This window comes from Rathayibacter sp. VKM Ac-2856 (assembly GCF_013205055.1).
Lineage (GTDB): Bacteria > Actinomycetota > Actinomycetes > Actinomycetales > Microbacteriaceae > Rathayibacter.
This window is the reverse complement of record NZ_JABMLF010000005.1, coordinates 209,652-227,370: the sequence shown is the minus strand read 5'-3', so window position 1 is coordinate 227,370 and position 17,719 is coordinate 209,652. Positions and strand designations below refer to the sequence as shown.

The window sequence follows — 17,719 nt, the reverse complement described above, 5'->3', positions numbered from 1 at the left end:
CCGATGGTCCAGGTCGATCGTGGCGAGCACCTGCGTGCAGGGGAGTGGCTCGATCCGAACCGGGAGTACTGGGAGGGGCGTGCCGATGACGGCGCGCCCCTCCGGGCGTTCGCGGCGGCGGTGCCGGCGGGCGCCCGGGTGCTGCACCTGCAGTGCGGCTCCGGTGCCGACGCGCTCGAGCTCGCGGAGCGCGGCGAGGACGTCATCGGCGTCGACTTCTCGATGCCGGCGATCCGCCGGGCTCGGGAGGCGGCGCGCGAGCGGGGTCTCGCGGAGCGCTCCCGCTTCGTCTGCGCCAACGTCTACGAGCTGCGGCACATGCTGCCCGAGCCCGACGCCTTCGACGCCGTCGTGACGACGCTCGACGCCGTCGCCTGGCTCCCGGACGTCGAGGAGTGGGCGCGGATCGTCGAGTGGTTCCTCGCACCCGGCGGCACGGCCGTGATCGGGTCGCAGCAGCGGCCGCGGGTCGTCGACGCCGCCGTCCGCACGTGGGAGCGCTCGTCCGACGAGATCGCAGCGGCCCTGAGCGCGACGCGCCTGGACCTGGCCGCGGGAGCCGTGGACGGCGTCGCGTGGACGGCGTCGAAGCGGGCCTGACCGGCCGCGCGACCCCACCTCCGCGATCTGCTCTGCCGCCGATTTGCATCCGCTCTGATCCCCGTGTAATGTCTTCTCTTGTGCCGCGGGGTGGAGCAGTTCGGTAGCTCGCTGGGCTCATAACCCAGAGGTCGTAGGTTCAAATCCTGCCCCCGCAACAAGAAGACGGAAGCCGGTCGCTAAAGCGACCGGCTTCCGTCTTTAACGGCGGTGCTCGTCAGCAGCGACGATCAGGCCGCCGCGTCGATGACGCTCAGGACGTTGCCGGACGGGTCGCGGAACCAGGCGATCGTCGGACCGTGCCCGCGCATCACGCCGGTCTCGTCGGTCGGCAGCTCGCTGTCGGAGTAGATCTTCGTGACGACGCCGGCGGCGTTCAGCTCCGCCACGGCGGCGTCGACGTCCTCGACCGCGAAGTTCAGGATCGTGAAGCCGGCCGGCTCGTGACCGGGCTTGGGGTAGGCGATGGCGGATCCGCCGCCCGGCAAGGCGATGTCGAGGATCCCCATCGCGTTCATCGACACGTCGAGGCCCAGGACGTCGCCGTAGAACGCCCTCGCCGCCTCGACGTCGTGCACGCTGAAGCCGCTGAAGGCCCGCTCGCTCCGGATCATGACCGCACTCCCGTCCGCACGGCGCCGTCGCCGCGTCCTCCGCGCGACGCTACTCCGCCCGGGACGCGAGCGGCAGGGGACTGCCGACCGGGCGCGCCCGCGGTCGTCGGCGGATCTCGATACGCCCGCTGCGCGGGCTACTCGATCAGCGTGGACGGGGCGGGCCCCGCGTGGACGGGGCGGCATTGCACGGGCGGGGCGGCCCCTGCAGGGAGGGCGCAGCCCGTGCTGGTCGAGCAGCCCGGAGGGCGGATCGAGACCCACGCGCAGATGCCTGCTGGGCGAGCAGCCCGGAGGGCGGATCGCGACCCGCGCGGCTCGACGTCCGGGTCGCTCGGTGTGTCGTAGGAGGGTGCACGCTATCCTCGTCCGGGGACGCGAAGGGTGCTGGTGTGAGCGACGATCAGGTGGACGAGACCGCAGGAGCGACCCGAGAGGGGACCGCGAACGAAGGGGTCCACCTGACCCGCCGGAGCCGGCGCGAGGCGGAGTCCGCCGCACAGGCGCCCCGGTCCGCGTCCGGAGCCGCGCCCCGCACCCGTCCGGTGCCCGTCGCCCCCGTCGCGGTGCGCACCCCCGTCCTCGCGGCCGTCGCGCCGGTCCGCCGCCGCCGGGGCCGCGTCCTGCGCACCACCGTCAGCACGGTCGCCGCCGCCGCGATCGCCGGCATGGTCGCCGTGATGGCCCTCCCCGCCTACTCCTTCGACCCGGCCCCCGACTCGCAGGCCGCGATCGAGGCCGCCGCCCGGATCCAGGCGCTCGGCAACCAGAAGCTCACCGTCGCCTCGACCGCCGTGCAGGAGCAGGTCATCCGCGACTCCTTCACCGCGCCCACGCAGGCGCAGCTCGACGAGGCCGCCGCCCAGGCGCGCGCCCTCGCCGCCGCCGCCGAGAAGGCCGCCGCCGACGCCGCTGCGGCCGCAGAAGCGGCAGCCGCCGAGGAGGCCGCCGGCACCTCGACCGGAGCCGCGACGAGCCGCTCGGCCGGCTCCAGCACCTCCGTCACCCCGCGCGAGGAGGGCGACGACTACCCCTGGCGCGACGCGCTGACCGACGACCAGGGCGGCGGCCTCTCGCCGTTGCGCTACTACTACCGCGAGTGCGTCGACTTCGTCGCCTGGCGCCTCAACCGCGACCAGGGCTCGACCGGCGCGCCGTTCAAGTGGACCTGGGGCAACATGACCCCCGGCGGCGGCAGCGCCTACGCCTGGGCCGGCCAGTGGGCGTCGCACGGCTGGGAGACCAGCACCACGCCCGTCCCCGGCAGCGTCGCCTGGTTCAACGGCAACCACGTCGCCTACGTGCAGTCCGTGAACGGCGACGGCACGGTCTCGCTGGAGGAGTACAACTGGGGCAACGACCACGCGTACCACGCGCGGACGATCCCGGCCTCGAGCGTCCCGCTCTTCCTCTACCCGCCGAGCTGATGGCGGCGCAGCGCAGGGCGTCGGCGCGGAAGGCGGCCGGGCCCGCGAAGGGCGCGGCCGTCGGCTTCGCCGTGGCGCAGTTCGCTCCCACCGCCGACCGCGAGGCCAACCTCGCCGTCATCGGGCGCCTCGCCGGCGTCGCGGCGCAGCGCGGCGCGAGCGTCGTCGTCCTCCCCGAGTACAGCTCGTTCTTCGTCGATCCGCTCGGACCCGAGCTCGTGGCCGCGGGCGAGGCGCTCGACGGGCCCTTCGTCCAGGGTCTCGGCGAGATCGCCCGCGAGCTCGGCGTCCACCTCGTCGAGGGCATGGTCGAGTCGGTCGACGACGGCCGGCGGATCGCGAACACGCTCGTCGCCGTCGACCCCGGGGGAGCGGTCGTCGCGACCTACCGCAAGCTGCACCTCTACGACGCCTTCGGCCAGACCGAGTCCGACTGGGTCGCGCCCGGCGAGATCGGCGTCCCGCAGACCTTCGAGGTCGGCGGCCTCGTCGTCGGTCTGCAGACCTGCTACGACCTGCGCTTCCCCGAGGTCACCCGCTGGCTCGTCGACGCGGGCGCCGACGTGGTCGCCGCTCCCGCCGAGTGGGTGCGCGGCCCGCTCAAGGAGGCGCACTGGCGCACCCTGGTCACCGCGCGCGCCCTCGAGAACACGATCTACCTCGTCGCTGCGGATCAGACGCCGCCGATCGGGGTCGGCACGAGCATGATCGTCGACCCGATGGGCGTCGAGATCGCGACGCTCGGCGAGGTCGAGGACGTCGCTGTCGCCTGGCTCTCGCAGGAGCGCATCGCCGCGGCCCGCGAGAAGAACCCCGCGCTCGCGCTGCGGCGCTTCGAGGTCCGCCCCGTGCGGGCCGGCCGCCGGTCAGCCGCGGCGCGCGAGTCCCGCTAGCCGCTCCGCCGCGCTGTCGAGCACCTCGAAGCGCTTGCAGAAGGCGAACCGCACGAGCGAGCGGTAGGCCTCGGCGTCCGCGTCGGCGCAGAACGCCGACACCGGCACCGCCACCACTCCGGCGAGGCCCGGCAGCGCCCGGCAGAAGGCGACACCGTCGTCCCAGCCCAGCGGAGCCGCGTCGGCGACGACGAAGTAGGAGCCCGCGGAGGGCGACATCGTGAAGCCGGCCGCGGCGAGCCCGGTCGAGAGCAGGTCGCGCTTGCGCTCGAGCGTCGACGTGATGCCGTGGAAGAAGGAGTCGCCGAGCCCGAGGCCGACCGCCACCGCGCCCTGGAACGGCGAGCCGCTGACGTAGGTGAGGAACTGCTTCACCGCGAGCACCGCCGTGATCAGCTCGCGCGGGCCGCTGATCCAGCCGATCTTCCAGCCGGTCGTGCTGAAGGTCTTGCCCGCGGAGGAGACGGTGAGGGTGCGCTCCCGCGCCCCCGGCAGCGTCGCGATCGGCACGTGCGCGCCGTCGAAGCGCAGGTGCTCGTAGACCTCATCGGTGACGATCAGCGCGTCGTGCCGGTGCGCGAGCCGGACGATCAGCTCCCGCGTCTCGGCGGGCAGCACCGACCCGGTGGGGTTGTGCGGGTCGTTGACCAGGATGACGCGGGTGCGGTCGGTCACCGCGGCCGCCAGCTCCTCGTGGTCGACGTGGAAGTCGGAGCCCCGCAGCGGCACTGTGCGGTGCACGCCGCCCGCCAGCGCAATCAGCGCACCGTAGGCGTCGTAGTGCGGAGTGAAGGTGACGACCTCGTCGCCGGGCTCGAGCAGCGCGAGCATCGTCGCGGCCAGGGCCTCGGTGGCGCCCGTCGTGACCAGCACCTCGCCGTCCGGGTCGACCTCGAGTCCGTAGAAGCGGCGCTGGTGCGCCGAGACCGCCTCGCGGAGCACGGGGAAGCCGGGGCCCGGCGGGTACTGGTTCAGACCGGCAGTGATGGCCGTGCGCGCCGCTTCGAGCACCTCCTCGGGCCCGTCCTCGTCCGGGAAGCCCTGGCCGAGGTTGATCGCCCCGGTCCGCGCGGCGAGCGCGCTCATCTCGCTGAAGACGGTGGCGGCGACCTCGCCGCTCGGGCCGAGAAGACCGGCGCCGGCGGCGGCGCGGGTCCAGGATCCGTGGATGCTCACCCCGCCAGTCTGGCGGCTGAGGCCGTCACCGCGCACGGTCGCGCATTGGGGTGCCGCTTGCAGGAGCGTCATAAGGAACGCACAGGTTGGCTGGTCAAGCTATCCCCGCTTGGAAGGAGCACCACCCATGACCGAGAGTCACGACGGTCCTCGTCAGCCGGAGGATCCCCGCACGCCGGAGGATCGCCGCCACGAGGCGAACCACCCCATCTCCGGCGAGCACACCCCCGGACAGCCCACCTCCTCGGAGGGCACCGGAGCGCCGTCGTCGTCCACCGGGGCCACCGAGCCCCTCCCCGAGGCCCAGCACCCCACGCTCCCGCTGCCCGGGGGCACGGCCCCGCAGCCGCCCTACACCTCGAACTCCGCGGAGGGGAACCAGGCCCAGCCGGTCCCGCCGACCCCGCGCTACGGCCAGTTCGCCCCTCCGGCCGCGCACACCGTGCAGAGCACCGAGCAGCCGCCCGTCGGCGAGCACGGCTCGTTCGGCGGCGGCCAGCCCCCCGCCGGCCCGACGGCGACCAAGCGCCGCGCCGGAGTCGGCGTCGTCGCGGCCCTCGCCATCGGCGCGGTCGTCGGCGGAGTCGCCGGAGCCGGCGTCTTCGGTCTCTGGTCGGCCTCGAACGGGGCCGGGACCCGCGTCGTCTCCTCCAGCGGCTCGCAGACCATCACGGTGAACAACGCGGAGGACGCGACCACCGCGACCGCGGTCGCCGCCAAGGCCACCCCGAGCGTCGTCACGATCGCCGTCGCCGGCAGCTCCTCCTCCGGCACCGGATCGGGCATCGTCCTCTCCAAGGACGGCTACGTCCTCACCAACACGCACGTGGTGACCCTCGACGGCCAGATCTCGGACGGCGCGGTCACCGTGACCACGTCCGACGGCCGCATCTTCACCGCGACCATCGTCGGCACCGACCCGACCCTCGACCTCGCCGTGATCAAGCTGGCGGACGCGACGGACCTGGTGCCGATCACCTTCGCCGACTCCTCCGAGGTCAACGTCGGCGACACCGCCGTCGCGATCGGGGCACCGCTCGGCCTCTCCGGCACCGTCACCGACGGCATCGTCAGCGCGCTCAACCGGAGCATCCAGGTCGCCTCCTCGGCCGCTCCCGACGACTCGGGGGACAGCTCGAGCGGCGGCACGGAGAGCCCGTTCAACTTCGACATCCCCGGTCAGACCCCGCAGACCCAGGCGACCAGCACGATCTCGCTCCCCGTCATCCAGACGGACGCGGCGATCAACCCGGGCAACTCGGGCGGCGCGCTGCTCGACAGCGACGGTGAGCTGATCGGCGTCAACGTCGCGATCGCGAGTGCGGGCCAGTCCTCCGGCTCGAGCGGCCAGTCGGGCAACATCGGCGTCGGCTTCGCCGTCCCCAGCGCGGTCGCCGAGCGCGTCGCGAAGGAGATCATCGCGAACGGCTCCGCCACCCACGGCCTCCTCGGCGCGAGCGTCTCGGACTCCACCGAGGACGTCCTCGGCGCGAGGATCCAGGAGGTGACCAGCGGCGGCGCCGCCCAGGCCGCCGGTCTCGCGGCCGGCGACATCGTCACGGGCATCGCCGGTACGCCCGTGACGAGCGCCTCCGACCTCACCGCCCAGGTCCGCGCGCAGGCCGCGAACGCCGACGTCACGCTGACCTACGTGCGCGGCGGCAAGAGCTTCGAGCTCGACGTCACGCTGGGGACCATGGCGACCAGCTGACCCCTCCGGCGGCGGACCGACGTCCGCTCGGCAGCCCCCGCGGATCCGTCCGCGGGGGCTGCTCCGCGTCCGCCGGGCGGGGCGCGGCCCGCTGGTAGTGTGGGGCGCCCGCGTCCGGCCAGGACGCCCGGCCCCGCCTCACGAACTGGACCCATGCAGCCCGAGATCCCGACGGACGACCTCCCCGATCTGCCCGGCGTCTCCTACGTGATGCCCGTGCTGAACGAGGTCACCCACGTCCGCGCGGCCGTCGACTCGCTGCTCGCGCAGGACTACACCGGGCCCTTCGACGTCGTCCTCGCCCTCGCGCCCAGCATCGACGGCACGGAGGAGCTCGTCGCCGGTCTGAGCGCCGCCGACGAGCGGATCCGCGTCGTCGCCAACCCCGTCGGCTCGACCCCCGCGGGGCTGAACGCGGCGATCCGCGCATCCCGCCACCCCGTCGTCGTCCGAGTGGACGCCCACTCCGTGCTCCCGCCCGACTACGCGCGGATCGCCGTGGAGGCGCTGCAGCGCTCGGGCGCCGCGAACGTCGGGGGAGTGATGGCGGCGGAGGGGCTCACCCCGTTCCAGCGCGCCGTCGCCCGCGCCTACGGCTCGCGGATCGGCCTCGGCGGCACCCCGCACCACGTCGGCGGCGAGGAGGGACCGGCGGACACCGTCTACCTCGGCGTCTTCCGCCGCTCCGCCCTCGAGCGCGCCGGGCTCTTCGACGAGCGCTTCAAGCGCGGCCAGGACTGGGAGCTCAACCGCCGGCTGCGCGAGGCGGGCGGGATCGTCTGGTTCACCCCGCGCCTCACCGTCACCTACCGCCCGCGGCCGTCGATGCGGGCGCTGCTGCGGCAGTTCCTCTCCACCGGGATGTGGCGGGGCGAGCTGACCCGGCTGTTCCCGGCCTCGCGGTCGCTGCGCTACTTCGCGCCGCCCGTCCTCGTGGCGCTGCTCGCCCTCGGCCTGCTCGCCGGGGTCGCCGGAGCGGTGCAGGCGCTGGTCGGCGCGGCGCCCTGGCTGCTGCTCGGGCTCGTCGTGCCCGTCGGCTACCTCGCGCTCGTCGCTGCCGCGACCGTCGCCGTCGCCCGCGCCGACGGACCGCGCACGATGCTGTGGTTCCTCGTCGTGATCCCCTCCATCCACGTCGCCTGGGGGACGGGCTTCGTCCTCGGCTTCGCGGGCCTCACCAGCAACATCGCCGCGCACCGCCACCAGAGCGCCGCCGACACCGCGAGGGACGCATGACCAGCACCGCCAGACCGCGCACGATCGCCGAGCTGCGCGCCGTCGCCCAGCCGCCCGAGGTCCGCGGGCGCCGCAACGCCGAGCACTGGACGGCATCGCTGTACCTGCGCCGCTTCTCGCCGTACCTGACGATGCTGCTGCTGCGCACGTCGATCTCGGCGAACGGCGTGACCGGGCTGATGATCCTGGTCGGCTGGAGCGCCGCCGCCGCGCTGCTGATCCCCGGGGTCGCGGGCGCCGCGCTCGCGCTGATCCTCGGCCAGCTGCAGATGCTCGTCGACTGCTGCGACGGCGAGGTCGCGCGCTGGCGCCGCACTTCGTCGCCGGCGGGCGTGTTCCTGGACAAGGTCGGCCACTACACGACCGAGTCGCTGATCCCCATCGCGCTCGGCCTGCGTGCGGCGGGCCTGCCGTTCGACGCCCCCGAGGACTTCCTCTGGACCACGATCGGCCTGGCGCTGGCCCTGGTGATCGTGCTGAACAAGGCCCTCAACGACATGGTGCACGTCGCCCGCGCGAACGCGGGGCTGACCAGGCTCGCCGACACCAAGGGCGAGGCGACGCCGTCCTCCTCCGGTCTCGCGCGCCTGCGCCGCGCCGCGCGCTTCGTGCCGTTCCACCGGCTGTACCACTCGGTCGAGCTGACCATGCTGGCCTTCGCCGCGAGTCTCGTCGGGCTGGTGGTGGGCGCGGGCACCGCCGACCGCGTGCTGGTGTCGGCGCTGCTGCCGCTCGCGCTCCTCGCGCTCGTCGGCCACTTCGTCGCGATCATGGCGTCCAAGCGTGTCCGCTCCTGAGCCGGTGACCGGTGCGCTTCCGCGCGTCGGCGTCGTCGTGCTCACCCAGGGCACCCGGCCGGACGACCTGGCGGCCGGGCTCGCGAGCGTCCTCGCCCAGGAGGGGGTCGAGCTCGACGTCGTCTGCGTCGGCAACGGCTGGGCGCCCGAGGGGCTGCCGGACGGGGTCCGCGCGCTCGCCCTGCCCGAGAACCTCGGCATCCCGGCCGGCCGGAACGCGGGCGTGCCCGCCGTCGCCGGCGAGTACCTCTTCTTCCTCGACGACGACGCGCGCGTGCCGTCGCCGGGCTTCCTCCGTGACGCGGTCGCCCTGCTCGCCTCGCCCCGCCGGATCGGGATGGTGCAGCCCCGGGTCGACAGCGTCGACGGCACTCCGGCGCCCCGGCGCTGGACGCCGCGCATCCTCAAGGGCGACCCGCGCCGCTCCGGTCCGGTCTTCTCGGTCTGGGAGGGCGCGGTCGTACTGCGGCGCGACGTCTTCGAGCGGACCGGCGGCTGGGCGGCGCCCTTCTTCTACGCGCACGAGGGGATCGAGCTGGCCTGGCGGGTCTGGGACACCGGGCGGAGCACCTGGTACGCGGGCGAGCTCGTCGCGCAGCACCCGGTGATCCAGCAGACCCGGCACGAGGACTACTACCGCCTCAACGCCCGCAACCGGGTGTGGCTCGCCCGTCGCTCGCTGCCCGCGCCGCTGGCCCTCGCCTACGTCGCCTCGTGGACGGCGATCCAGTGCCTGCGCTGGCGGAGCGATCGCCCGGCGCTGCGGGCCTGGTTCGCCGGCTGGCGCGAGGGCTGGAGTGCCGACCCCGGGGAGCGCCGCGTTCTGGCAGCCCGGACGGTGCTCCGCATGGCGGTCGCCGGTCGTCCCCCGATCGTCTAGCATCGGGGAATCCGCCCCCCGCCGGGCGGACGCCCCTCGGAAGGACGACGGTGTTCGATTCGACGCAGCTCCCCGCCACAGCTCTGCCCGGTGCAGTGCTGGACGATGCGGAGCCCACCCCCGACGATCTGCTCACGGCCGTGCGCTCGCGCCTCGACGCGCTCGACGGCGCGGTCGCCGATCCGGAGTTCCAGGAGCGCCTGGACGCCCGGCTGCCGCGGCTGGTCGAGCTGCTCGCCGCGGTGTACCGGCACCGCGAGGACCTCGCCGAGCAGATCGTCGACCTCGTCGAGCTCGCCGCGGCCTCGTGGCAGGAGCGCCCCGAGGACCTGCGCGCGCTCGATCGCAGTCGCGGTCAGCACCCGGACTGGTTCCTCTCGAACAAGGCCCTCGGCGGCGTCTGCTACGTCGACCGCTACGCCGGCGACCTCGCGGGGCTGCGCGCCGAGATCCCCTACTTCCGCAGCATCGGACTCAACTACCTGCACCTGATGCCGGTCTTCGACGCGCCCGAGGGGGAGTCGGACGGCGGCTACGCGGTGTCGAGCTACCGCCGCGTGCGGCCGGACCTCGGCGACATGGAGGACCTGCGCCTGCTCGCGACCGAGCTGCGCGAGCAGGGCATCGCGCTGGTCGTCGACTTCGTCTTCAACCACACCTCGAACGAGCACGAGTGGGCGCGGAAGGCGCTCGCGGGCGAGCAGCGCTTCGAGGACTACTACTGGATCTACCCCGACCGCGAGCAGCCGGACGCGTTCGAGCGGACGACCCGAGAGATCTTCCCGGACGACCACCCCGGCTCCTTCGTGCAGCTCGAGGACGGCCGCTGGGTCTGGGCGACCTTCCACCGCTACCAGTGGGACCTCAACTACGCCAACCCCGAGGTCTTCCGCGCGATGGCAGGCGAGATGCTCTTCCTCGCCAACCAGGGCGTCGACGCGCTGCGGATGGACGCCGTCGCCTTCATCTGGAAGGAGCTCGGCACGACCTGCGAGTCGCAGCCCGAGGCGCACCTGCTGCTGCGCGCGTTCAACGAGGTCTGCCGGCTCGCGGCGCCGTCGCTGCTGTTCAAGTCCGAGGCGATCGTGCACCCCGATGAGGTGATCGAGTACATCGACGTCGAGGAGTGCCAGCTCTCCTACAACCCGCTGCAGATGGCCCTGACCTGGGAGGCGCTCGCGACCCGCGACGCCCGGCTGCTCGCGCAGGCCCTCGAGCGCCGGCACGCGCTGCCCGAGGGCACGGCCTGGGTGAATTACGTCCGCGGCCACGACGACATCGGCTGGACGTTCGCCGACGAGGACGCGGCCGAGCTGGGGATCGATGCGGCCGGGCACCGGCGCTTCCTCAACGACTTCTACACGGACCGCTTCGAGGGCACCTTCGCCCGGGGCGTGCCGTTCCAGGAGAACCCGCGGACCGGCGACCGGCGCGTCTCCGGCACGACCGCCTCGCTCGCGGGCGTCGAGGCGGGCGACCCGTACGGGATCGACCGGGTGCTGCTGGCGCACTCGATCGCGCTCAGCACCGGCGGGCTGCCGCTGCTCTACCTCGGCGACGAGGTCGGCCAACTGAACGACCACTCCTACCTGGACGATCCGAGCACGGCGGGCGACTCCCGCTGGGTGAACCGGCCGCGGCGCCCCGAGGCGCGCTACGCCGAGCGGGAGACCCCGGGAGCGGACGCGGCGGAGGTCTTCGGCGGGCTGCTGCACCTGATCGCGATCCGGAAGCGCACGGACCTCTTCGCGGGGAACGCGCTGATCGCCTTCGACCCGGTGAACGACCACGTGCTCGGCTACCTCCGCCCGGGCGACGGCGAGTCGGTGCTCGTCCTCGCGAACGTCTCGGACGAGGCGCAGGAGGTCGCGCCCGAGCGCTTCGGCGGCTTCGCCCCCGAGGCCCTCGACCTCGTGACCGAGATCGCCGTCGACCTCCGCGAGGGCTTCCGCCTCGCCCCCCTCCAGTTCGTCTGGCTGCGGGTGACCCCGGCCGCGTCCATGCTGGTCGAGTAGCCCCGGAGGGGCGTATCCCCATGCTGGTCGAGTAGCCCCGCAGGGGCGTATCGAGACCCACCCTCGCCGATACCTGAGGCGGCACGCCACCGTGTCTGCGACGGTGGATCTCGATACGCCCGCTCCGCGGGCTACTCGATCAGCATGAAGGGGGCGCGCTCCACGGGCCACTCCGCAGCAAGGGCCGGACACCGCCACCCCTCCGCCGAGCCCGGCTTGTAGCCTGGACGGATGAAGCCCGCACCCCGCGACGTCCTCTCCCGACTCCTCCGGGACGCGACGCTGGCGCGCGGAGTGGCCCGTGATCTGCTCACCGCCCGGCGCGCCCGCCGCGACGTGGCCCGCGAGATCGCCGCGCGGGAGCCGCTGACGCCGGGCGTCTTCGAGATCGGCGTCTACTTCGCCGACGGCGACATCAATCTCTACCAGCTGCGCCAGTGGTACGCCCCGCTGCAGGAGCTGGCGCGGACGCACCCCGTGGTCGTCCTCTCCCGCAACGCCACGGCGACCCGCGCCCTCCTGCGGGAGAGCCCCGTCCCGGTCGCCCACGTGCGCTCCGTCGCCGACCTCGAGAGCGCCATCGACGAGCAGCCGCTGCGGATCGTCCTCTACGTCAACCAGAACGCCCGCAACTTCCAGATGATGCGCTACGGGCGCCGCTGGCACGTCTTCGTCAACCACGGCGAGAGCGACAAGATGTACATGACGACGAACCAGTTCAAGGCGTACGACTACAGCTTCATCGCCGGCGACGCCGCCCTGGCCCGCCTTCGCCGGGTGCTCTGGGACTTCGACTTCGACAAGCGCACCCTCGCCATCGGACGACCGCAGGCCGACCACGTCTCGGGCCGCACGCCCTATCCCGCCGACGAGCGCCGGGTCGTGCTCTACGCGCCCACCTGGGAGGGCGACCGCCCGGCCGCCGGCTACGGCTCGATCCGCACCCACGGCGTCGCGCTGACCCGCGCCCTGCTCGCCGACCCCCGCTACCGCCTCGTCTACCGCCCGCACCCGCGCAGCGGCGCCGTCGACCCGGCCTACGGAGCCGCCGATCGCGAGATCGCCGCCCTCATCGCGGCGGCCAACGCGGCCGACCCGACGGCCCGGCACGTGCACGACACCTCCGCCGAGCTCGGCTGGCAGCTCACCGCCGATGTCGCGGTGCTGGACGTCTCGGCCATGGTCTACGACCGCCTCGCGACCGGCCGCCCCCTGCTGGTGACCCGGCCGATCAGCCCGGCGGCCGAGGTCGACGAATCCGGCTACCTGGGCGATGCGGAGTGGCTGCGCGCCGAGGAGGCGGGCGCGGTCGTCGATCGCCTCGAGAGCGTCGAGCACGACGCGGCGGCCGTCGAGCGGCTCGAGCGCTGGGTCGCCCACTACTTCGGCGACACCAGCCCCGGCGCCGCCACCCGCCGCTTCCACGAGGCCATCGAGCAGCTGCTCGCCGAGTGGGACCGGCACGCTGAGCTGCACCGCGACGACGCGGTCGTCGACGAGCACGATCCCGAGCGCTGAGCGGCCCGCCGGCGACCCCTCCGACGCCCGCTCGTCAAGCCTTCCCCCGCGGCGCAGGGGCCCCTCCGCGCCCCGCTACGCTCGACGCATGATCACCCCGCGCGCGTTCGCCCGCTCCCGCCGGCGCGCCGCCGCCTCGGCCCAGCCCGCGGTGGAGTCCGACATCGTGGTGTCGACGGATCCCGAGCGGCCGCAGTTCACCATCCGCTCGTTCCGCATCGGCCTCTTCGGCGGCCTCGGCGTGCTGGTCGCCCTCGTGGTCGGCGGTCTCGTCGTCTCGCTCGGTACCGTGCTGACCTACGTGTTCGTCGCGCTGTTCTTCGCCCTGGGACTCGACCCGCTGGTCTCCTGGCTCGAGAGCAAGCGGATCCCGCGCGCGCTCGCGATCACGATCGTGCTGGCCTCGGTGCTGCTGATCTTCGCGGGGCTGCTCCTCTACATCATCCCGATCCTGATCGAGCAGCTGACGATCTTCGTCACCAGCGCGCCCCGGATCGTCTCCGACATCGCCTCGCAGCCCTGGGTCCTCGACCTCGAGCGGCAGCTCAGCGGCGTGGTCGAGGTCGACGCGCTCATCGGCAACGTGCAGAGCTTCATCGGCAACCCGAACAACCTGCTCTCCCTCGGCGGCGGCATCCTCGCGGTCGGCAGCGGCATCGCCACCGGCGTGACCGGCGCGATCATCGTGCTGATCCTCACCCTCTACTTCCTCGCCTCGCTGCGCTCGATGAAGTCGGTCGCGTACCGCTTCGCCCCCGCCTCGCACCGACCGAAGGCGCGCGAGGTCGGCGAGGAGATCACCGGCGCGGTCGGCCGCTACGTCGTCGGCCAGGTGTCGCTCGCGGCGGTGAACGGTGTGCTGACCTTCGTCCTGCTGCTGATCATCGGCGGACCGGTGCCGGCCCTGCTGGCCTGCGTCGCCTTCCTCGGCTCGCTGATCCCGCTCGTCGGCACCATCTCGGGCGCCGTCATCATCTCGCTCGCCTGCCTGCTCGCCTCCCCGGTGACGGCGCTCGTCGCGGCGATCTACTACCTGGTCTACATGCAGGTCGAGGCGTATGTCCTCAGCCCCCGGATCATGAACCGGGCGGTGTCGGTGCCGGGCGCGGTGGTCGTGATCGCGGCGGTCGCGGGCGGGACGCTCGCGGGCGTCCTGGGCGCGCTCGTCGCGATCCCGGTGGCGGCGTCGGTGATCATCGTCGTGCAGAAGGTCGTGTTCCCGAGGCAGGACACGAAGTAGGTCCGGCGCTCGGCGGTGCTGCTGCGCGTCACTGCGTGACGGCGCGGGTGCGGTGCCTCGTCGCGGACCGGCTGCGCGTCACTGCGTGACGGCGCGGGCGCGGTGCCTCGTCGCGGCTCCTTCCCGCGCGCCTTCGGCGCGCCCGCCAGGCCCGAGCCAGGAGCCGCGACGAGGCACCGCACCCGCGCCTTCGGCGGCGGATCTCCTGCCGCCCATGCTGGTCGAGCAGCCCCGGAGGGGCGTCTCGAGACCTGTCGCGCGTGCTCCCAGCGGACCTGGCGGGTCGCGCGTTCATGCTGGTCGAGTAGCACCGCAGGGGCGTATCGAGACCTGGCGCTGGTGTACTTCCGCGGTGACAGCGGGACCCAAGCATGCTGGTCGAGCAGCCCCGGAGGGGCGTATCGAGACCCACCGCGTCCGAGCAGCAGGCCTCGGCGGCGCCGTCGGGAGCCGAGACGGATGCAGAACATCAGCCGAGAGCAGGTCTCGTCGCCCATCAGCGATGACGAGCACTGTCGACTGATGTTCTGCGGCCGGAGGCGCGCGCAACGTCAGCTGAGACGGGGGTCCCTCCTCTGTCGGGGGAGGCCGGGTGCTCTCAGCTGAGGTTGTGCGGAGCCGGGGCGGCGCATCGGCGCCGCGTCCGCGCGGTGCGGGAGGCGCGGGATCAGTGGAAGGGCGGCGCCGCGGTGTCGACCGCGGTGGTGAAGGCGGCGGCGGACGCCGGCAGCTCGGCGGCGGAGCCGGGGGCGAGCACCGGGGGCAGGGTGCGCGTGACCAGGGGGATGGTGCCGGACCAGACGCCGGGGGTCTGGTCGGCGTCGTCGGAGGGGCCGGCGGCGCGGATCTTGACGCTCGCCTCGGCGAGGGGGAGGCGGAGGACGAGGGTCGCGGCGATCTCGCGGGCGGTGCTCGGCCGGATCTCGGCGTTGCGGCCGGGGAGGAAGCGCTCGGTCAGCAGGTCGAGGGCGCGGGCCTTGGCGGGGCCCTCGACGGGCTCGGCGCTCCCGAGGACCATCGCGGAGCGGTAGTTCATCGAGCTGTCGAAGGCGGAGCGGGCGACGACGAGGCCGTCCACGAGGGTCACGGCGACGGTGAGGAGAGATCCGCGGGCCGCCTCGCGCAGGAGTCCGCCGCCGCTCGAGCCGTGCAGGAGCAGGTCGTCGCCGTCGCGGGCGAAGAGGATCGGCAGCACGATCGCGGCGCCGTCGCGGACGACGGCGACGTGCGCGATCAGCGCCTCGTCGAGGAGGGCGTCGAGGGCGCCGCGGTCGAGGACCTGGCGATCGCGCAGGCGGGTGACGCGGGTGCGGTCGGTGGGGGCGAGGGTGTCCATGCCCTGAGGATCGCGGTCGGACTGGATCTGCGAGAATGCCAGGGAGCCACCGGTCGAGTGGTCCAGAGCGGGGGAGTCGATGGCGTCCGGTGATCTCGAGGTGCCGCTGCTGCTGGGGGTTCCCGAGCGCGGGTCGGTCCGCTCGGGCCTGGCCGAGGCGCTGCGGGCCGCGGTGCTCGACGGGCGCTACGGGGCGGGCGACCCGATCCCGTCCAGCCGGGTGCTGGCGCAGCAGCTCGGCGTCTCGCGCGGCTCGGTCGTCGCGGCGGTCGATCAGCTGGTCGGCGAGGGCTACCTCGTCGCGCATCCGCGAGCGGCGGTGACGGTGGCGGCGGACGGTGTGGTCGTGCCGGCGCGGTCGCGCGTCGAGCGGGTGGAGACCGGTGCGGTGCCGGAGCCCGTGCGTCTCGATCTGCGGCCGGGCCGTCCCGACACGCGGGGTCTCGACGGGCCGGAGTGGCGGGCCGCCTGGCGGCCGGCGCTCTCGGCTCCGCCCTCGGAGCTGCCGTCGGCGGCCGGGCACCCCGGGCTGCGCGCGCAGATCGCGGAGCAGCTGCGGCGCTCGCGCGGCATCGACGTGGAGGCGGACGACGTCCTCGTGACCAGCGGGACGGCCGACGCGGTGACGCTGCTGGTGCGGTCCGCCGCGGCGGCGCTCGGCCGTCCGGTGCGCGTCGCCGTCGAGGACCCGGGCTACCCGGCCGTGCGGCGCCGACTGCGGGCCGAGGGGCACGAGGTCGTCGGAGTGCGGGTGGATGCGGACGGCATCGACCTGGACGCGCTCGCCGCCGCCGGCGCGGACGTCGTGGTCGTCACTCCGTCACATCAGTACCCGACCGGCGGCCGCCTGGCGCTCGCCGCGCGCCTCGAGCTGGTGCGGCGCGCGGCCACGCAGCGGCTGCTGGTGATCGAGGACGACTACGACAGCGAGTTCCGCTACGTGGGGGCGCCGCTGCCGGCGCTGGCGTCGCTGGACGGCAGCGGGGGAGTGGCGCACGTCGGCTCCTTCTCCAAGACGGTGTCGCCGTGGCTGCGGGTCGCCTTCCTCGCGCTGCCGCCCTCGTCCTGGCTGCACGGCGCTGTGCGGGAGGTCGACGCCGAGCGCGACGCCTCGGTCTCGGGGCCGACGCAGGAGGCGCTCGCCGCGTTCATGGCGGGCGGCGGCTTCCGGCGCCACCTCACGCGCTCGCGGCGGCGCTACGCGCACCGGCGCGGGCTGGTCCGAGAGTTCTCCGAGGGGATCGACTGGGGAACGGCGCGCGGGCTCGACGGCGGCCTGCACGTAGTGCTCGGCCTGCCCGAGCCGCTCATGGCCGCGACGGTGGTGGCGGCGCTCGCGGCGGAGGGGCTCCTCGTCGCGCCGCTCGACGACTACGCGCTCGCCGAGCACGCGGAGGAGGAGGCGCTCGTCCTGGGCTACGGCAGCGCGAGCGACCTGGAGCTCGGCGCCGGGCTGGCGATCATCGACCGCACGGTCCGGAGCCTGCTGCGCGGCGACCCCGGCGTCCGTGGTATCCCTGGAGGATGACCGCCGACTCCGCCCTGCACATCACCGACGACGCCGACGCCGACGCGCTGCTCACCCGCGACCCGCTCGCGCTGCTGATCGGCATGCTCCTCGACCAGCAGGTCGCGATGGAGACGGCGTTCTCGGGGCCGCTCAAGCTCGAGCAGCGCCTGGGCGAGGAGGGGGCGCCGTTCGATGCGGCGGCCATCGCGGGCTTCGACGAGGACCGCTTCTCGGAGCTGTCGCGGACGCCCCCGGCGATCCACCGCTACCCGGCGAACATGGCCGGGCGGGTGCAGACCCTCTGCCGCGCGATCGTCGACGACTGGGACGGCGACGCCTCCGCGATCTGGACCCGCGACGACCCCGACGGCCGCACGGTGCTCGCGCGCCTGAAGGCCCTGCCGGGCTTCGGCGACCAGAAGGCGCGGATCTTCCTCGCCCTGCTCGGCAAGCGCCGCGGCTTCGAGGGCGCGGGCTGGCGCGAGGCCGCAGGCGCCTACGGCGAGGAGGACTCGTTCCGCTCGGTCGCCGACATCGTCTCGCCCGAGTCGCTCGCGAAGGTCCGCGCGACGAAGCAGGCGGCCAAGGCCGCGGCGAAGGCGAAGAAGTAGGAGCGCTCCGCGCTGTCGGCGGGTGGATCTCGATACGCGGCCTGCGGCCGCTACTCGATCAGCATGAGCCGGCCACAGGCCCGGGCCGCATGGAGCGGCCGCCTGCTCGGACCGCACGCATGGGCCGTACGGATGAGCCGCATGGACGGGCCGCA

General features: G+C 73.9%; 15 protein-coding genes and 1 tRNA gene. 13 read left to right on the top strand and 3 right to left on the bottom strand.

Annotated features, from left to right (window positions below; all coding sequences use genetic code 11):
* Nucleotides 1-3 precede the first annotated feature (3 nt).
* Both HQQ82_RS16290 and HQQ82_RS16285 read left to right on the top strand, forming a co-directional pair.
* Nucleotides 4-600 carry a bifunctional 2-polyprenyl-6-hydroxyphenol methylase/3-demethylubiquinol 3-O-methyltransferase UbiG gene (locus HQQ82_RS16290; RefSeq protein ID WP_173235085.1) on the top strand — a complete coding sequence of 199 codons (597 nt, stop codon included), beginning with the start codon at nucleotides 4-6 and terminating at the stop codon, nucleotides 598-600.
* A gap of 84 nt (nucleotides 601-684) precedes the next feature.
* Nucleotides 685-758 (top strand) — tRNA-Met (locus HQQ82_RS16285).
* A gap of 72 nt (nucleotides 759-830) precedes the next feature.
* Here the strand turns inward: HQQ82_RS16285 and HQQ82_RS16280 are convergent.
* The gene (locus HQQ82_RS16280) at nucleotides 831-1,214 is read right to left on the bottom strand and encodes a VOC family protein (RefSeq protein WP_173235083.1); all 384 of its coding nucleotides are present in this window, start codon (nucleotides 1,212-1,214) and stop codon (nucleotides 831-833) included.
* A 392-nt stretch (nucleotides 1,215-1,606) separates the two neighbouring features.
* On the opposite strand from HQQ82_RS16280, the gene HQQ82_RS16275 reads away from it, so the two are divergent.
* Together HQQ82_RS16275 and HQQ82_RS16270 are read left to right on the top strand one after the other, a co-directional pair.
* Nucleotides 1,607-2,641 (top strand): CHAP domain-containing protein, encoded by a 1,035-nt coding sequence (locus tag HQQ82_RS16275; protein WP_173235081.1) that lies wholly within the window; start codon nucleotides 1,607-1,609, stop codon nucleotides 2,639-2,641.
* Nucleotides 2,641-3,534, top strand: coding sequence for a carbon-nitrogen hydrolase family protein (locus HQQ82_RS16270; protein ID WP_173235080.1), 894 nt, complete (start codon nucleotides 2,641-2,643; stop codon nucleotides 3,532-3,534). Before HQQ82_RS16275 ends, HQQ82_RS16270 begins: the two co-directional genes overlap by 1 nt.
* On the opposite strand, the gene HQQ82_RS16265 is transcribed toward HQQ82_RS16270, so the two are convergent.
* Nucleotides 3,508-4,710 carry a pyridoxal phosphate-dependent aminotransferase gene (locus tag HQQ82_RS16265; RefSeq protein WP_173235078.1) on the bottom strand — a complete coding sequence of 401 codons (1,203 nt, stop codon included), beginning with the start codon at nucleotides 4,708-4,710 and terminating at the stop codon, nucleotides 3,508-3,510. The genes HQQ82_RS16270 and HQQ82_RS16265 overlap by 27 nt on opposite strands.
* Before the next feature lie 127 nt (nucleotides 4,711-4,837).
* On the opposite strand from HQQ82_RS16265, the gene HQQ82_RS16260 reads away from it, so the two are divergent.
* The 7 genes from HQQ82_RS16260 to HQQ82_RS16230 all read left to right on the top strand — a co-directional run bounded on the left by HQQ82_RS16260 (nucleotide 4,838) and on the right by HQQ82_RS16230 (nucleotide 14,107).
* Nucleotides 4,838-6,421 (top strand): S1C family serine protease, encoded by a 1,584-nt coding sequence (locus HQQ82_RS16260; RefSeq protein ID WP_173235076.1) that lies wholly within the window; start codon nucleotides 4,838-4,840, stop codon nucleotides 6,419-6,421.
* Nucleotides 6,422-6,574: 153 nt separating this feature from the next.
* Nucleotides 6,575-7,657, top strand: coding sequence for a glycosyltransferase family 2 protein (locus tag HQQ82_RS16255; RefSeq protein ID WP_173235074.1), 1,083 nt, complete (start codon nucleotides 6,575-6,577; stop codon nucleotides 7,655-7,657).
* A complete protein-coding gene (locus HQQ82_RS16250; protein ID WP_173235072.1) occupies nucleotides 7,654-8,454 on the top strand; it encodes a CDP-alcohol phosphatidyltransferase family protein in 801 nt (266 codons plus the stop codon). The genes HQQ82_RS16255 and HQQ82_RS16250 overlap by 4 nt, the downstream gene beginning before the upstream one ends.
* Nucleotides 8,455-8,458: 4 nt before the next feature.
* A complete protein-coding gene (locus HQQ82_RS16245) occupies nucleotides 8,459-9,334 on the top strand; it encodes a glycosyltransferase (protein ID WP_173235286.1) in 876 nt (291 codons plus the stop codon).
* Between the two features lie 50 nt (nucleotides 9,335-9,384).
* A complete protein-coding gene (locus HQQ82_RS16240; RefSeq protein WP_367947980.1) occupies nucleotides 9,385-11,349 on the top strand; it encodes an amylosucrase in 1,965 nt (654 codons plus the stop codon).
* Between the two features lie 231 nt (nucleotides 11,350-11,580).
* The gene (locus HQQ82_RS16235; protein WP_254071568.1) at nucleotides 11,581-12,867 is read left to right on the top strand and encodes a hypothetical protein; all 1,287 of its coding nucleotides are present in this window, start codon (nucleotides 11,581-11,583) and stop codon (nucleotides 12,865-12,867) included.
* Between the two features lie 88 nt (nucleotides 12,868-12,955).
* Nucleotides 12,956-14,107 carry an AI-2E family transporter gene (locus tag HQQ82_RS16230; RefSeq protein WP_173235069.1) on the top strand — a complete coding sequence of 384 codons (1,152 nt, stop codon included), beginning with the start codon at nucleotides 12,956-12,958 and terminating at the stop codon, nucleotides 14,105-14,107.
* Between the two features lie 667 nt (nucleotides 14,108-14,774).
* Here HQQ82_RS16230 and HQQ82_RS16225 read toward each other — a convergent pair.
* Nucleotides 14,775-15,443, bottom strand: coding sequence for a pyridoxamine 5'-phosphate oxidase family protein (locus HQQ82_RS16225; protein WP_173235067.1), 669 nt, complete (start codon nucleotides 15,441-15,443; stop codon nucleotides 14,775-14,777).
* Nucleotides 15,444-15,522: 79 nt separating this feature from the next.
* Here HQQ82_RS16225 and HQQ82_RS16220 point away from each other — a divergent pair, with 79 nt between their 5' ends.
* Nucleotides 15,523-16,971 carry a PLP-dependent aminotransferase family protein gene (locus tag HQQ82_RS16220; protein WP_173235065.1) on the top strand — a complete coding sequence of 483 codons (1,449 nt, stop codon included), beginning with the start codon at nucleotides 15,523-15,525 and terminating at the stop codon, nucleotides 16,969-16,971.
* Nucleotides 16,968-17,564 carry an HhH-GPD-type base excision DNA repair protein gene (locus HQQ82_RS16215; RefSeq protein ID WP_173235063.1) on the top strand — a complete coding sequence of 199 codons (597 nt, stop codon included), beginning with the start codon at nucleotides 16,968-16,970 and terminating at the stop codon, nucleotides 17,562-17,564. Before HQQ82_RS16220 ends, HQQ82_RS16215 begins: the two co-directional genes overlap by 4 nt.
* The last annotated feature ends 155 nt before the right edge of the window (nucleotides 17,565-17,719 follow it).

Coding starts and splice junctions, on each gene's coding strand:
- HQQ82_RS16290 (WP_173235085.1), top strand. CDS start 4: ATGGTCCAGGTCGATCGTGGCGAGCACCTGCGTGCAGGGGAGTGGCTC.
- HQQ82_RS16280 (WP_173235083.1), bottom strand. CDS start 1,214: ATGATCCGGAGCGAGCGGGCCTTCAGCGGCTTCAGCGTGCACGACGTC.
- HQQ82_RS16270 (WP_173235080.1), top strand. CDS start 2,641: ATGGCGGCGCAGCGCAGGGCGTCGGCGCGGAAGGCGGCCGGGCCCGCG.
- HQQ82_RS16260 (WP_173235076.1), top strand. CDS start 4,838: ATGACCGAGAGTCACGACGGTCCTCGTCAGCCGGAGGATCCCCGCACG.
- HQQ82_RS16255 (WP_173235074.1), top strand. CDS start 6,575: ATGCAGCCCGAGATCCCGACGGACGACCTCCCCGATCTGCCCGGCGTC.
- HQQ82_RS16250 (WP_173235072.1), top strand. CDS start 7,654: ATGACCAGCACCGCCAGACCGCGCACGATCGCCGAGCTGCGCGCCGTC.
- HQQ82_RS16235 (WP_254071568.1), top strand. CDS start 11,581: ATGAAGCCCGCACCCCGCGACGTCCTCTCCCGACTCCTCCGGGACGCG.
- HQQ82_RS16230 (WP_173235069.1), top strand. CDS start 12,956: ATGATCACCCCGCGCGCGTTCGCCCGCTCCCGCCGGCGCGCCGCCGCC.
- HQQ82_RS16225 (WP_173235067.1), bottom strand. CDS start 15,443: ATGGACACCCTCGCCCCCACCGACCGCACCCGCGTCACCCGCCTGCGC.
- HQQ82_RS16220 (WP_173235065.1), top strand. CDS start 15,523: ATGGCGTCCGGTGATCTCGAGGTGCCGCTGCTGCTGGGGGTTCCCGAG.
- HQQ82_RS16215 (WP_173235063.1), top strand. CDS start 16,968: ATGACCGCCGACTCCGCCCTGCACATCACCGACGACGCCGACGCCGAC.